Below are 14,655 nucleotides of genomic sequence, written 5' to 3'. Positions count from 1 at the left end.
GGCAGGCGGCAGGCGGCAGGCGGCAGGCGGCAGGCGGCAGGCGGCAGGCGGCAGGGGCGAACCGCGCGGGGGCGGAGGACGAACGCCCCGCCGCCCATGATGACGGATACGCTCCCGGCCCCACCCATGGACCACGCCGCCCGCGCGCCACCCCCGCCCTTCCCCACCTTCCCTCACCTTCCCTCACCCTCCCTCCCCCGCCTACCCCTTCACGACCGGCACCGACGGATACGGCAACCGGGCCCGCACGCTGAATCCGCCGCCGGGGCGCGGCCCGGTCGACAGGTCGCCGCCCAGCGTCCGGGCCCGCTCCCGCATCCCGCTGATGCCACTGCCGCCGCCGCTGCCACCCCCGCCCACACCGCCGGAGGCGAACCCGTGGCCGTCGTCGTCGATCTCCACGCGCAGTTCGCCGGGCCGCTGGTCGATGCGGATGACGACGGCCGAGGCGCGGGCGTGCCGGGTGACGTTGGTCAGCGACTCCTGCACGATCCGGTACGCGGCGAGGTCCACCTCGGCGGGCAGCGCCGACCGCTCCCCCGCCGACTCCACCCGCACGTCCAGCCCGGCCCGGCGGGCCCACTCGGTGAGTTCCCCGATCCGTTCGAGGCCGGGCGCGGGCGCGGTGGGGGCGGTCTCGCCCGCCTGGCGCAGCACCCCGAGGGTGGCCCGCAGATCGCGCAGGGCCTCCCGGCTGGAGTCCTTGATGGCGGCCAGCGCCTGCTCGGCCTGCGCGGCGCCCGCCTCCGGGTTCCTGGTCATCCGGCGCAGGGCCGCAGCCGACTGCACATTGATCAGGGAGATGTGGTGCCCGATCACATCGTGCAGGTCGCGCGCGATGCGCACCCGTTCGTCGCTGATCGCACGCCGCTCCACCTGCCGGGCGTAGGCCAGCCGGTTGTGGCGCAGCCTGCCGAGCGCGATGATCCCGACCAGCCAGCCGGTGAGCATGAACAGGGCGACTCCGGTGACGTCCTCGTTGCCCGCGAGCGTGCCGAGACCGGTGCCGCCGATGACGATCAACCCGAGGACGACCGCCGCCGCCAGCCGTCCTTCGGCGGCCACCGTGTAGAGGGCGATCACGGCGACGACCAGCAGGGGTCCGTCGTAGGTACTGGTCAGGTAGTACGCGGTGCAGGCGGCCAGCACCACCGCCGTCACGGTCACCGGGTGGCGGCGGCGGAAGTACAGCGCGCCGCACGACAGGGCGATCAGCAGCCAGCTGACGGCGGTGGCGCCCCAGGACTCCTCGCGCGAGCCGAGCAGCGAGCGGGCGCTGCCGACGCCGACGACGACGAACAGGCCGAGGGCGAGGGCCGCGTCGCCGTGGCGGGGGGTACGCAGCCGCCCACGCAGCCGGGGCAGGACGTCAGAAGCCATGCGTTCAGCGTAGGTCGGGCGTCTGACCTGCGCCTTCCTCCCGGGGTGGAATTCCCTGGGGGACGCGTGCAACTCCGGTGGTACGGGTGGCGCGGCGCCCGCAACTCCAGGGGTAGTCCGTACGGCGGAGGTGTGGCGGTCAGTCGACCAGGGTGCCGGGTGCCACGGGGTGGGCCTCGACGCCGGGCGTGGCGAGCAGGTCGGCGATCAGCTCCGGGGTGCCGCCGACGTAGGTGCTGACCAGGTCCACATCGCCGCCGAGACACCAGGCGGTGTCCTCGGGCCACCACAGGTCGGGCAACTCGGCGAACTCGTCCGCCGGTTCCGGCGCGGTGACGTCGGCGAGTGCCCCGGACAGCAGGACCCTCTCCCGGTGGGGTGTGGCGAAGGTCGGTACGCCGTCGAACTCCAGGCGCCCGTAGCCGTGCCACAGGCCGAACCAGCAGCGGTCGGGGGTGGTGGTGTGCCGGGTGAGGACGGGGACGAGGGTCACGGCCAGGTCGACGGGCGTGGGGCCCTCGGCGGGGTGCTCGTCCCAGACGCCGGGCAGGCCGGGGTCGGCGTCGTTGAGGTGGTCGCGGTCCTTGCCGATCAGCTCGTGCCAGCGGGTGGCCGCGCTCAGCTCACGCCCGTGGGCCGCGGCGACGGCGGCCCAGCGCACCGGCCGCTCCCTCAGCGCGGCGGGGTGCAGCAGCCGTGCGTAGGCCGGGAAGCCGGGGGTCGCGACGCCTGTGACGGTGCCGAAGTCACCGTGTCCTCCGGTGTGTTGGAAGAGCCGGTGGGCCGGGTCCGGTTCGTCGAACCGGACCCGGAGGCCGCGGTAGCGCTGCGGGGCGGACGTCATCGCGTCGGCTCCTTCAGCGGGGCGTGCGCTCGCGGGAAACCATGCTCACAGAATCCGCGCGACACCGGCGTAGATACCGCTGGACTCGGGCTTCGGCGCTTCGGTGCCCTGGAACCACTCGGTCGCCGTGACCAGGCCGGGCTCGGCGAACTCCAGGCCCTCGAAGAAGCGGGTGACCTGGGCACGCCCGCGGAAGCTGAGGCGGATGCCACCCTTGGCGTACTGCTCGGTGACCTGGGCCGACAGCTCGGGGAAGATATCGGACGAGGCGTGCGAGAGCACCAGCCAGCTGCCCGAGGGCAGGGCGCCGATCAGCTCGCTGACGATCGCGTACGGGTCCTGCTCGTCGTCGATGAAGTGCATCAGCGCGATCAGGGACAGGGCGATCGGCCGGTCGAAGTCGAGGACGCCGCGCGCGTGCTCCAGGATCTGGCCCGGCCGCCGGACGTCGGCCTCGATGTAGTCCGTGGCCCCCTCGGGGCGGCTGACCAGCAGCGCCTCCGCGTGGCGCAGCACGATCGGGTCGTTGTCCGTGTAGACGATCTGCGCCTCGGGCCGGACGCGCTGCACTATCTGGTGGAGGTTGGGCTCGGTGGGGATGCCCGTGCCGATGTCCAGGAACTGGTCGATGCCCTCCGCGGCCAGCCACGCCGCCGCCCGGTGCATGAACTCCCGGTTCTGCCGGGCCCCTTCGTGCGCCTCGGGCGGCAGCTTCTGGCCCACGGCCTCATCGACCGGGTAGTTGTCCTTCCCGCCCAGCAGCCAGTCGTAGACCCGCGCGGGGTGCGGCCTGCTGGTGTCGATGCGCGGGCTGGGGGTCTCAGCGGTCATCACGGACTCCGTCGCATGAGGATCAAGAAATGCGGGCCTCGATCATCGCAGGGCAGAGAACCGATTCGCCAGCCAGGTCGGCGGATTGCCCGGCCGGGGCTCGCGCGGGGCGCCCGGGGCAGGTCCGGGGGTTCGGAGCGCAAGCCCCGGCCGGGGCTCGCGCCGGGCGCCCCGGGTGGAGTCGGGGACCTCCACGGGACGGCCGTTGGGGCCGTCCGGGCGGCGCTCAGCGAGGCGGCGGAGCGTCGGGCCGCCGCGTCGCAGACGTCGATGCCGGGGACCGGGCCCGCGCGCATCAGCCGCCCGGTCCGCCGTCGCGGCACGCGGTCCATGCCCGTTGTGGCCGCTCGTGCCCCAACTTCCACCTGTCTCAGGTCGGTTGCTTCTGGGAACGCGTACGGATCGGGCTTCGGGATCGGCCACCGATCTCCTGCCGCTCGCCTTCCGCGCGCGGCGGCGCGCACGCGTCCCTGCCGTGTCGTCCCAGGGCGGGGGCCCCGGGCGTGCTAGGAGGTGTGGTTCATGACCACCATCGCCATCATCGGAGCCGGGCCCGGCCTGGGCGCGGCCGTCGCCCGGCGCTTCGGGCGGGAGGGCTTCGCCGTCGCCCTCATCGCACGCGACCAGGAGCGCACCGACGCCCTCGCCGCCGCACTGGGCCGCGAGGGCATCACCGCGCGGGGCTTCACGGCCGACGTCCGGGTCCCCCGGGCGCTCACCGACGCGCTGCACGCCGCGGCGGACGCGCTGGGCCCGATCGAGGTCCTCCAGTACAGCCCGATCCCGCACCGGGACTTCATGCGGCCGGTCCTGGAGACCGGCCCCGACGACCTGACCGGCCCCATCGAGTTCTCGGTGTACGGCCCCGTCACCGCCGTACGCGCCGTGGTGCCCGCCATGCGGGAGCTGGGGCGCGGCACGATCCTCTTCGTCAACGGCGGCACCGCGGTCGTGCCCCACCCCGAACGGGCCGGGACCTCGATCGCCTTCGCGGCCCAGAGCGCGTACGGCCATCTGCTGCACGACACCCTCGCGGCCGACGGCATCCATGTCACCCAGCTGGTCATTCCCGGCGCGATCGTCCCGGGGCATCCGCGCCGGGACCCGGCCGTGCTGGCGGACACGCTGTGGTCCCTGCACACGGAGCGCCACGGGTTCCGGCACTTCGCGGACGATCTGGAGGCGTGAGCGGAGAGTCGGCCGTCACCGGCTCGGGGACCAGGACCCCACAGCCGGAAGGCGTCGTCCCCGGCCCTCAGTCCAGTACGGCCGTGGCCTCCACCTCGACCAGATGTTCAGGCACGTCCAGCGCGGCGACGCCCACCAGCGTCCCCGGCGGGACCGGAGTGCCGCCCAGGTGCCGTGCGGCCCGTGCGACGCCCGCCAGGAACCGCGGCATCTTGTCCGGCGTCCAGTCGACGACGTACACCGTCAGCTTGGCCACGTCCGCGAAGGTCGCGCCGGCCCCGGCGAGCGCGGTGCCGACGTTGAGGTAGCACCGTTCGACCTGGGCGGCGAGATCGCCCGCGCCGACGGTCGCGCCCTCGGCGTCCCGGGCGACCTGACCGGCGACGAAGACCAGCCGTGTCCCGGTGGCGATCGACACCTGCCGGTACGCGTCGATCACCGGCAGTCCGCTCGGGTTCACCAGCGTGATGGCCATACCGCACACCTCCGTAAGGGGCCCCGCAGCGCGCTCCACGCACGCCGGGAGCCCTCCGTGCTCTCTTGTGGTTACTCGGAAACCGTAGGAGAGTGAGCCCTGACATGGAAGAACGCACTTTTCGGTGACTGAGGAACCTGATGGTGACCAAGCAGTACGAGGGCTCGGCGGCCGACGCCGACCTGACCCGCGCGGACTCGCTCGCGCGGGAGATCTTCTCCGACGTCGCCAACAAATGGGCGCTGCTGATCATCGAGACGCTCGGCGGGCGGACCCTGCGCTTCGGTGAGCTGCGCAAGGAGGTCGACGGCATCAGCCACAAGATGCTGACCCAGAACCTGCGCATGCTGGAGCGCAACGGGCTGGTCGACCGGGCGGTGTACCCGACGGTGCCGCCGCGCGTGGAGTACACGCTGACCGTGCCGGGGCTGGCACTGCGGGACGCGGTCAGCGGGATGTGCGACTGGACCCAGCAGTACCTCGGCCAGATCGAGGCGTCACGAAGCCGCTTCGTCGACTGACCCCGGCCGATCCGACCCACCCGGCCGATCCGACCCACCCGGCCGATCCGGCCGATCCGGCTCACCTGCTCCGCCCAGCCACCCCGTCCGCAGGGGCAGCGCGTCGAACTCGTACTCCCGCCACATCCGGCGGGACGCCTCCTCCGGGTAGGCGACCGTCGCCGGTTCGCTGTCCAAGAGCCGGACGAGGCGCCGCTCCGGGTCGTACGGCGGCCAGCCCGGGTCGCCGGTCGCCGCGAAGGACGTCCACGCCGAGCGGATGTACGCGGAGAGGGGCTCGGCCCCGGGCGGGGGCGTGGGCCCGAGCAGCAGCGCCCCGATGCCCTCGCCCAGCGTGCCGAAGGTCAGGGGGACATCGAGGGTGTGGCAGGCGCCCAGGTCCGGGCGGCCGGTCGCGGGCGGGGACCAGGTCAGTTCGTAGAAGTGCGCCCGGCCGCCACCGGCCCGGTGGGCCTCCGCGAGGCGCAAGCTGGGCATCCGGAAGAGCCAGTCGGAGCGGACCACCTCGTACAGATACTCCGCCGACGCCCCCGGGTGGGCGGCGCGATAGTCCCGCTCGGCGTCCGGTCCCGGCCCGAAGTCCCGCAGCGACCGGACCGCCATGTCCTCGTCCACGGCGCCGATCAGGCCCTGGACGAACAGGAACAGCCGGTACTCGTCACGGTTGTGACCGGCGATCAGCTCCACGTCACGGGCGGCGCCCTCCGCCAGGGCCCGCCAGGGCGCGACGGGCAGCACTTCGCCGTCCACGACGGGGGCGTACGGCGTCCGCGTCACAGCGACCTGCCCCCATCGGTCGGTGAACTCACCGATACGAGCATTCAGCCCGACCCCGGCCGCGGTCAGCTCGCGCGGGTCCACGGCGGCGAGGTCGGCCACCGTGGGGCGCAGTCCGAGCCCGGCGGCGAGGGCCGTGCCGATGTCCTCGGCGAGGGCGGCGGAGAAGAAGGTGGCGGGGACGCTCTGGGCGATCGCCCGCCGGAACAGGCCCGTCGCGAGGGGCATGGCCAGCAGGGCGGCGAGGGAACCGGCACCCGCCGACTCGCCGAAGACGGTGACCTGGCCGGGGTCGCCGCCGAAAGCCGTGATGTTCCCGCGCACCCACTCCAGGGCGGCGACCTGATCGAGCAGGCCCCGGTTGGCGGGAGCGCCCTCGATGTGCGCGAACCCCTCCATACCGAGGCGGTAGTTGAGGGTGACGACGACCGTGTCACCCTGCCGGGAGAGCCTGCCTCCGTCATAGGAGGGGTCGGCGGCGGAGCCGAGCTGGTAGATCCCGCCGTGGATCCACACCAGCACGGGGCGCCGGGCGGCCGGATCGGGGTCCGGGGTCCACACATTGACGGTGAGCCAGTCGTCCCCGGCCGGGGCGGCGCCCTGGTCCGACAGAGGGCCCATCGGGTGCTGCGGGGGCGGTGGCCCGAAGGCGAACGCCTCCCGGACGCCGTCCCAGCGCGCCGCCGGGAGCGGTGCGGCGAAACGCGCCGGGCCCACCGGCGGCTGGGCGAAGGGGATGCCGCGGAAGACCGCCGTCCCGCTCTCGCGCAGGCCCCGCACCCTGCCCGTCACCGTGCGTGCCTCCGGGAACTCGCTACCACTCATGTGCCGGCTCCTCAGCGGCTCGGGGGCTGGTCGGCGCCGCCCGAGGACGGTCCCCCTTCAGCATGCGTCACCCGCGAGCCGTACCGGAAACCCATTTCCGCCCTCCCACCACAACTGCCCTCAAAGAGGTGTTGTTCCTGCAAAGCCCGGCCCGCCGACAGGGGCTGACCTGTGCGTTGACAGAGAAGAACGTGTGATGAATTGGCTCAAAGTCGCCCTGGGCAGGGGGTGTTGACCCGGCCGGGGCTCCGCTCGGGGGCCCCGCAGGACCAAGGGTTGATCTTGCCCATGCCAAGAGAGTTCCAAGACTCGGTCACGGACAGATATTCGTTGGCCATGATTCAGCAACGTGAACTTTGGCGCGCACCTTCGGGCATACGTTCTGGTGTGTGAACAGTGATGGCACTCCCCACATAGCCGGCTCTTCCCACTCGCGGACCGCCCGGACGGTTTCCGCGCGCCCGGCTCGACGTACCCTGCTCCGAACCGCGCTCAGCGGTGCCGCCGTCATCGGCGCCGGAGTCGGCACCGGTCTCGCGGTCGCCGGCCCCGCCTCGGCGACCACCACCACCGCGCCGCGCCCGAGCACTCCGCAGGAGGCCCTCAGCGCCCTGGCCACCGGCAATCTGCGCTGGCGCACCTTCTCCCAGCACCACCCGAACGAGACGGCCGCCGTCCGCCAGCAGTTGGTGGCCAGTCAGCACCCCTTCGCGCTGGTGCTGGGCTGCATCGACTCGCGGGTACCGCCGGAGCTGGTCTTCGACCAGGGTCTCGGCGATCTGATGACCGTCCGCAGCGGCGGCGAGGTGCTGGACGAGGCAGTCCTCGGCAGCGTCGCCTACGGCGTGCTCGAACTCGCCATTCCGCTGGTGGTGGTGCTAGGCCACCAGTCGTGCGGCGCGGTGCGCGCGGCGGTCGAGGCCGAGGAGTCCGGTGAGCAGCTCCCGGCACACATCCAGTACCTGGCCGACCAGATCACCCCGGCGATCGACCACACCAAGGAGGGCGACGCCCGGGTCGACTCGACCATCAACGCCCAGGTCCGGCTCGTCACCTCACGCCTGGCCGCCGAGCCCGACCTCGCGGCCAAGGTGAAGTCCGGTCAGCTGGCCGTCGTGGGCGCGCGGTACGAACTCAACACCTACCTCGTCCACCAGCTCGTCTGACGGACCCGTGCGGCTCTGACCGCGGCCCGGCGCGCGACCTCCTCGCGCACCGGGCCGCGGTCATGGCCACAGCCAGTCGCAGACCGTTCAGCCGGAGGTCCCGCGATGCCGGGCGACCGTCTCCCGCACGGCCGGGACCACCTCCTGTGCCCAGCGCCGGTGCTGGTCCGGGTCGTCGTCCTGGGCGCCGAAGACGAAGGTGTCCATGCCGTGCTCCACGACCAGCGCGGTCAGTTCCTCCACCCACATCGCGGGCGGCCCGGCGAACGGGCCGGTGCGCGGGCCGTCGGTGACGGCCCCGAAGATGTTGTAGAGACGGCGGATGTCCCGGGGGTCCCGGCCCGCCTCCGCCGCGCCCTCGTCGATCAGCCGGTGCATGCCGGGCAGCTTCTCCGGCGGGGCGTAGGGCGCGGACGGGCACCAGCCGTCGGCCTTGCGCCCGCAGACCCGCAGCAGACGCGGCCTGAGGACGCCGAGCCAGATGCCCATGGGGTGCGCGGGAGCGGGCCCGGGGTGCACCCCCGACAGCCGGTAGTGCGCTCCGTCGTAGTGCACGGACCGCTCGTGCGACCACATCAGCCGGATGATGTCGACCGCCTCGCTCAGCGCGCCCGCGGCCTCGCCGGGGGTCCGGTCGGGGCCGCCCATCGCGGTGATGGCGTCCCAGAACCCGCCCGCGCCCAGGCCGAGTTCGAAGCGCCCGCCGGAGAGCACATCGAGGCTCGCGGCGGTCTTGGCGAGCACGGCGGGCGGGCGCAGCGGCAGATTCGCCACGTCCGGGAAGACCCGGACCCGCTCGGTCCGCCCCAGGATCACGCCCATCAGGGCGAAGGTGTCCAGGAAGCGCCGCTGGTAGGGGTGGTCCTGGATCCCGACGAGATCGAGCCCCGCCCGGTCCGCGAACCGGGCCAGCGCGACGATGTCCTCCACCCGCTCCGCCTCGGGGGTGGGAAAGATCCCGAACTGCACGGGACGCCCGTAGTCAGTCATGTGATCGAGCCTAGATCCGGCCCGGCTGACACGGCGACCGGCGGCGGCCGTTCGGCGCCATGCGGTGCCCTGCGGTGGGGCGGCGCCGGACGTCCCTGTGCGTCGAACCTAGGCCGTTCGGTCGATGCTCCGACCTGACCGGACCCGGCCCCGCACACCGTCGCTTCCCCCGGCGATCGGCGTGCGGGGCCTTCATCCGTTCCGGGGGCGGGCGGCCCCGCCCGTTCAGCGGACGGCGTCCACCGTCGTGGCGGCGCGGCGGGTGAGGACCGAGGCGCGGATCTCCCCGGCCCGGACGGCCGTCGTGGACAGCAGGGTCGAGGTCAGGCCGTGGGTGTGCTCGGTACCGCCCTGGAGATAGATGTCGGCGCTGACGGTCGGCAGGGTCTCCACCCGGTGATCGCGGCCGACCCGCAGGGCGTCCTCGTCGTCGCGCAGGCACAGTTTGCCGATCTCGCCGAGGCGGTCGGCGATGCCCTGCGGCTGGTAGCCGGTGGCGTAGACGAGCAGATCGGCGTCGAGCACCTCGCGCTCGCCGGTCGGCAGGAACTCCACGGTGAGCTTGACGTCCTTCGACCCGGCGGTCACCTCGCGCAGCCGGGAGACGTTCATCATGCGCAGCCGCCGCTGTCCCTGGACCTGCTCCTGGTACATCTGGCGGGACAGGGCCTCGATCAAGTCCATGTCGACCACGGAGTAGTTGGTGCTGCGGTGATAGTCGTGCAGGGACTGCTTGACCTCGCGCGGTGCCTCGTAGAACAGGTCGACGGCCTCGGGGTCGAAGATGCGGTTGGCGAACGGGCTGTCGTCGGCCGGGGTGTAGCCGTACTTGGCGAAGACGGAGCAGATCTCGGCGTCGGGGAAGTTGCGGTGCAGATAGTCGACCGCCTCGGCGGCGCTCTGTCCGGCGCCCAGGACGACGGCCCGGCGCACCGGGGTGCCGGAGCCCTTCAGTTCGTCCACGCGCGGCAGCAGTTCGCTGGTGTGCCAGACGCGTTCGGACCGTACGGCGTCGGGCGGCAGATGCGGTTCCAGGCCGGTGGCCACGCAGATGCCGCGGGTGCGGCGGACCGTGAGACCGCCGGGCTCGCGCGGATCGCGGCTGGTGACATCGAAGAAGCGGACCTCGCCGTCCTCGGTGACGGGTTGTACGGAGACCACCTCGGCGGAGTACTCCACCAGTCCCGCGACGCGGGCGGCGGCCCACTCGAAGTAGTCGTGGAACTCGATGCGCAGCGGGAAGAGGGTCTTCAGATTGAGGAAGTCGGCCAGCCTGCCACGGTCGCGCAGATAGCACAGGAAGCTGAAGTCGCTGGTCGGGTCGCGCATGGTGACCAGGTCCTTCAGGAACGACACCTGCATGGTGGCGTCGTCGATCAGCATGCCCCGGTGCCAGCCGAACCTCGGCTGCTTCTCCAGGAATCCGACCCGCAGCGGGTCCGTCCCCGAGGACGCCGGAGGTTCCTGGAGCGCTATCGCGAGGGCGAGGTTGGACGGGCCGAAGCCGATACCCAGAACGTCGTAGATAAAATCCGGACCACTTCGCAGCGCCGCCACAGCGTCATCGCCTCCCAATCAGGGGTCGCCACACCCACGGGCATGAGGGTGCGGCTCCCAAACAGGCTCATGCTAGATAAGGTTAGCCTTACCTAGCAATGCCTTCCGGGGTGATGTGCGCCCCCTCGTGGTGCCGGCCCATCGGAATGACCATCGGCGTACGGCTCACCGGATCCTCGCCGACCACACAGCGCAGGCCGAAGACCTCCTCGACCATGGCCGCAGTGACCACGTCGGCCGGGGTGCCCTGACCGGCGATCCGGCCCTGCTTCATCGCCACGATGTGATCCGCGTAACGGCACGCCTGGTTGAGATCGTGCAACACCATGACGACCGTGCGGCCCTGATGCCGGTTCAGGTCGGTGATCAGATCGAGGACGTCGATCTGGTGCGCGAGGTCGAGATACGTCGTCGGCTCGTCCAGCAGCATCACGGGGGTGCCCTGGGCCACCGCCATGGCGATCCAGGCGCGCTGGCGCTGGCCGCCGGAGAGTTCGTCCACGGCCCGGTGCGCGAGGTCGGTGAGGGCGGTCGCCCGCAGCGCCTCGTGCACGGCGTCCTCGTCGGCGGCCGACCACTGCCGCCACCAGGTCTGGTGCGGTGAACGGCCGCGCCCCACCAGGTCGATGACGGTCAGCCCCTCGGGCGCGACCGGCGTCTGCGGCAGGATGCCGAGCCGCTGCGCGAGCACCCGGGTGGGGATCGAGCGCACCGAGCGCCCGTCGAGGTGCACGGCCCCGGACTTGGGGACCAGCAGCCGGGCCAGCGCGCGCAACAGAGTGGACTTGCCACAGGCGTTGGCGCCGACGATCGCGGTGATCCGGCCGGGCGGTATCGCGAGGTCGAGCCCGTCCACGACGATCCGGTCGTCGTAGGCGAGGCGCAGCGCCTCGGCCCGGAGATCGGGCCCGGCGGCCCGGCCGTTGGACGGCTGAGGGGCCTTCTCGTGGGTCTGGACGGGAGTTTGGGCGTTCGCGTCGGGGTGGGCGTGGGGGTCGGGGTGGGCCCGGGCGTCGGGTTGAGCGCTGGGTTGAGCCTGCGCGTCGGGTTGGGCATTGGGTTCAGCCTGCGCCGGGATTGGGGCCTCGCTCCGGGCCTGCGTCTCGGCGTGCGGGTGAACCTGGGGTGCGCGGGCGGCGCCCGCCTGTGCCTCGGGCGACCGGCCGGCGTCCTCCGCCCGCCCCTGGCCCGCCGGGGGGCCGTCAGCGGGCCCCTCCGGGGGACGAGCATCCTGGGCCGACGCCTCAGCCGACCCGTCCTGCAGACGAGCACCCTGCGCCGACACCCCCGCCGGACGGACTCCCTCCGCCGACACCCCCGCCAACCCGCCCCGCAGACGAGCACCCTCCGCCGGACGCGCGCCCTCCGGCAAGCGAGCGCCATCCCCGGCCCGCCCCTCGCCCACCCCGGCGCCCTCGGGCAACCCCGGGAGGCCGTCAGCCGCCCCCTCCGGAGGACGAGCACCCAGGTCCGACGCCTCCACCGACCCGTCCTGCGGACGAGCACCCTGCGCCGACACCCCCGCCGGACGGACTCCCTCCGCCGACACCCCCGCCAATCCGCCCCCCGGACGAGCACCCTCCGCCGGACGCGCGCCCTCCGCCGCAAGCCCCCCCTCCGGCAAGCGAGCGGCATCCGCGGCATCCCCCGCCCGCCCCCCGCCCGCCCCGGCGTCCTCGGGCGACCCCTTGTGCAGGTCATGGCCCCCGGTAGGGCCCTGGTACGTCGATGACACGTCTTCAGCCTCCTGAACCCGCGCGGTTGGCGCGGACGAGCAGCCACAGCAGTACGGGGGCGCCCAGCACGCCCGTGACGACCCCGACCGGCAGTTCCGTGTCCGGGATGAGTTTGCGGGCGATCAGGTCGGACACCAGCACCATGAGCGCGCCGGTCAGACCCGCGGCCACGGGTGGGGGTACGGCGGTGCCGGTCAGGCGCTGGGCGACCTGGGGTGCGGCGAGGGCGACGAACGCGATCGGCCCGGCGGTCGCGGTGCCGAAGGCGACCAGCCCCACGGAGATGAGCAGTACGGCGACCCGTACGGTCTGCACCCGGGTGCCCAGGCCCCGGGCGACGTCGTCGCCGAGTTGCAGGGTGCGCAGTTGGTGGCCGAACAGCAGGGCCGCCGGGATCAGGACGGCCATGGCGAGCGCGAGCGGGGCGATCTGGTCCCAGGTGCGGCCGTTGAGGTTGCCGACCAGCCAGCCGAGCGCGGCCTGGGCCTGGAAGCGCTGGCCGTTGGCCATGAGGTAGTCGGTGCAGCTGGTGCAGATCCAGGCGATGCCGACGCCGACGAGGACGATGCGGTAGCCGGTGGTGCCGCGTTTCCAGGCCAGGACGTACACCAGGGCCGCCGCGGTCAGCGCCCCGGCCAGGCCGAGGCCCTGGGTGCCGAGGCCGCCGTCCCAGCCGAGCACGATGCCCGCGACCACGGCCGTCCCGGCGCCCTGGGTGATGCCCATCATGTCGGGGCTGGCCAGCGGGTTGAGGGTCATGGTCTGGAGGAGCGCGCCGGAGACCCCGAAGGCGATCCCGACGAGCAGTCCGGCCAGGGCGCGCGGCAGCCGCAGTTCGTGCACGATCAGCTCGGTGCCGGGGTCACCGCCCCCGAAGAGGGCCCGCACGACCTCGCCGAGCGACAGCGAGATGTCCCCGACGGACACCACGACACAGAACGCGAGGAAGGTGAGCGCCGCCAGCGCCAGGCACACGGCGGCCATCCTGAGCCGCAGGACGCCGGAGACGGGCGGGAACGGCAGCCGGAAGGTGACCCGGTCCGCAGAGCGCCGGGGCCGGTCAGGGGCGGCGGTGTCCTGGTGGCCCGGCGGCGGCACGAGTTCGGTCTTCATGGGGTCACCGCTTCACGGGGTTCGGCCGGAGGGGGGCTCTGGTGATGGTTCCCGGTCGCCGGGGACGCGGGCGGGAAGGAAGTACGCGCCGAGCGACTCACGGGTGACCGGACACCCGCCACGCCCCATGCCGCAGACACACCGGGCCCGGCCACACCCCCCGTCACAGCCCCCGCCCTCACAGCTCCGCCAATCGCCGGCGGCGGACCATCGCGATGAAGAACGGGCCGCCGATGAAGGCGACGAGGATGCCGGCCTGGACTTCGATGGGGCGGGCGATCAGGCGGCCGACGATGTCGGCGGAGAGCAGCAGACAGGGAGCGAGGATCGCCGAGAGGAACAGGATCCAGCGCTGGTCGGGGCCGATGCGGGCGTACTGGGTGAGGACGCGGGCGATGTGCGGGACGACCAGGCCGACGAAGACCACCGGGCCGATGACGGCGACCGCCCCTCCGGTGAGAAGGGTCACAGCGATCACGCCCTGGACGCGGATCAGCCCGATCTTCAGGCCGAGGGACTTCGCCACGTCGTCGCCGAGGGCGAGGCTGTTGAGGGCGGGCGCGCAGGCGATGGCGAACAGGGCGCCGACGCACAGGAACGGCAGGACCCGGATCAGCACCTCCTCGTTCTGGTTGGCCAGGGAGCCCGCCGACCAGAACCGGTAGCGGTTGAGCGCGTCGGGGTCGGTGAGCGCGATGGCGCTGGTCAGCGAGAACAGCAGGGATGTCATCGCGACGCCCGCGAGGGCGAGTTTGACCGGCGTGCTGCCCGAGCGGCCGAGGCCGCCGAGGAAGTAGACCAGCACGCTCGCGGCCATCGCCCCACCGAACGCGAACCAGATGTAGCCGTAGAGCGAGCTGACACCGATGACGCCGACCGCAAGGACGACGGCGAAGGCGGCGCCCGCGCTCACCCCGAGAATGCCGGGGTCGGCCAGCGGATTGCGGGTCAGGGCCTGCATGAGCGCGCCGGACAGTCCGAGCGCGGCGCCGGTCGACAGGCCGAGCAGGGTGCGCGGCAGCCGGACGTTCCAGATGACCGTGTCGATACGGGCGCTGGGCGCGTCGCCGAGCAAGGTGTGCACGACCTGGTCGAGCGGCACGCTGAGCGCGCCGAACGCCATCGAGAGCGCGCAGAGCACGAGCAGCGCCGCGCCCGAGGAGGCGAGCAAAAGTACTGCGCGGGGGCCTTTCGCCGCCCGGACCGCTGAGGTCCCCACGTGAACTTCCTTTGATGAGGCTTACCTTAACTG

General features: G+C 72.8%; 13 protein-coding genes. 3 read left to right on the top strand and 10 right to left on the bottom strand.

The features are described from left to right. Positions 1–201: 201 nt before the first annotated feature. The 3 genes from ACFRFC_RS19235 to ACFRFC_RS19225 all read right to left on the bottom strand — a co-directional run bounded on the left by ACFRFC_RS19235 (position 202) and on the right by ACFRFC_RS19225 (position 3,055). Complete coding sequence (locus tag ACFRFC_RS19235) at positions 202–1,380, bottom strand: sensor histidine kinase (RefSeq protein ID WP_382692317.1); 1,179 nt, start codon at positions 1,378–1,380, stop codon at positions 202–204. Positions 1,381–1,519: 139 nt separating this feature from the next. Then, positions 1,520–2,224 (bottom strand): hypothetical protein, encoded by a 705-nt coding sequence (locus ACFRFC_RS19230; RefSeq protein ID WP_382692318.1) that lies wholly within the window; start codon positions 2,222–2,224, stop codon positions 1,520–1,522. Between the two features lie 45 nt (positions 2,225–2,269). Beyond that, positions 2,270–3,055: an SAM-dependent methyltransferase gene (locus ACFRFC_RS19225; RefSeq protein ID WP_382692319.1), complete on the bottom strand. Its 786-nt coding sequence runs from the start codon at positions 3,053–3,055 to the stop codon at positions 2,270–2,272. 522 nt (positions 3,056–3,577) lie between these two features. On the opposite strand from ACFRFC_RS19225, the gene ACFRFC_RS19220 reads away from it, so the two are divergent. Further along, a complete protein-coding gene (locus tag ACFRFC_RS19220; RefSeq protein ID WP_382692320.1) occupies positions 3,578–4,243 on the top strand; it encodes an SDR family NAD(P)-dependent oxidoreductase in 666 nt (221 codons plus the stop codon). A gap of 67 nt (positions 4,244–4,310) precedes the next feature. On the opposite strand, the gene ACFRFC_RS19215 is transcribed toward ACFRFC_RS19220, so the two are convergent. After that, entirely contained in the window at positions 4,311–4,718 is a 408-nt protein-coding gene (locus ACFRFC_RS19215; protein WP_382692321.1) for a RidA family protein, read from the bottom strand. A 140-nt stretch (positions 4,719–4,858) separates the two neighbouring features. Between ACFRFC_RS19215 and ACFRFC_RS19210 the strand changes: the two genes are divergently transcribed. Then, positions 4,859–5,239, top strand: coding sequence for a winged helix-turn-helix transcriptional regulator (locus tag ACFRFC_RS19210; protein ID WP_382692322.1), 381 nt, complete (start codon positions 4,859–4,861; stop codon positions 5,237–5,239). Here the strand turns inward: ACFRFC_RS19210 and ACFRFC_RS19205 are convergent. Beyond that, the gene (locus ACFRFC_RS19205; RefSeq protein WP_382692323.1) at positions 5,216–6,841 is read right to left on the bottom strand and encodes a carboxylesterase/lipase family protein; all 1,626 of its coding nucleotides are present in this window, start codon (positions 6,839–6,841) and stop codon (positions 5,216–5,218) included. The two genes, ACFRFC_RS19210 and ACFRFC_RS19205, sit on opposite strands and share 24 nt — an antisense overlap. Positions 6,842–7,230: 389 nt before the next feature. Here ACFRFC_RS19205 and ACFRFC_RS19200 point away from each other — a divergent pair, with 389 nt between their 5' ends. Beyond that, on the top strand, positions 7,231–8,007 hold the full coding sequence (locus ACFRFC_RS19200) for a carbonic anhydrase (protein WP_382692324.1): 777 nt from the start codon (positions 7,231–7,233) through the stop codon (positions 8,005–8,007). Between the two features lie 87 nt (positions 8,008–8,094). Here ACFRFC_RS19200 and ACFRFC_RS19195 read toward each other — a convergent pair whose 3' ends face one another. From ACFRFC_RS19195 to ACFRFC_RS19175, 5 genes are all read right to left on the bottom strand, one after another. Next, positions 8,095–8,997 (bottom strand): LLM class flavin-dependent oxidoreductase, encoded by a 903-nt coding sequence (locus ACFRFC_RS19195; protein WP_382692325.1) that lies wholly within the window; start codon positions 8,995–8,997, stop codon positions 8,095–8,097. 225 nt (positions 8,998–9,222) lie between these two features. Continuing rightward, positions 9,223–10,554, bottom strand: a complete 1,332-nt coding sequence (locus tag ACFRFC_RS19190; RefSeq protein ID WP_382692326.1) for a lysine N(6)-hydroxylase/L-ornithine N(5)-oxygenase family protein — start codon at positions 10,552–10,554, stop codon at positions 9,223–9,225. 88 nt (positions 10,555–10,642) lie between these two features. Then, positions 10,643–11,440: an ABC transporter ATP-binding protein gene (locus tag ACFRFC_RS19185; protein WP_382692333.1), complete on the bottom strand. Its 798-nt coding sequence runs from the start codon at positions 11,438–11,440 to the stop codon at positions 10,643–10,645. 853 nt (positions 11,441–12,293) lie between these two features. Next, complete coding sequence (locus tag ACFRFC_RS19180; protein ID WP_382692327.1) at positions 12,294–13,403, bottom strand: FecCD family ABC transporter permease; 1,110 nt, start codon at positions 13,401–13,403, stop codon at positions 12,294–12,296. Between the two features lie 178 nt (positions 13,404–13,581). After that, complete coding sequence (locus ACFRFC_RS19175; protein ID WP_382692328.1) at positions 13,582–14,622, bottom strand: FecCD family ABC transporter permease; 1,041 nt, start codon at positions 14,620–14,622, stop codon at positions 13,582–13,584. Positions 14,623–14,655: the final 33 nt, after the last annotated feature.

This window comes from Streptomyces sp. NPDC056734 (assembly GCF_042790455.1).
GTDB lineage: Bacteria > Actinomycetota > Actinomycetes > Streptomycetales > Streptomycetaceae > Streptomyces.
This window is presented reverse-complemented; position numbering and strand designations above follow the sequence as displayed.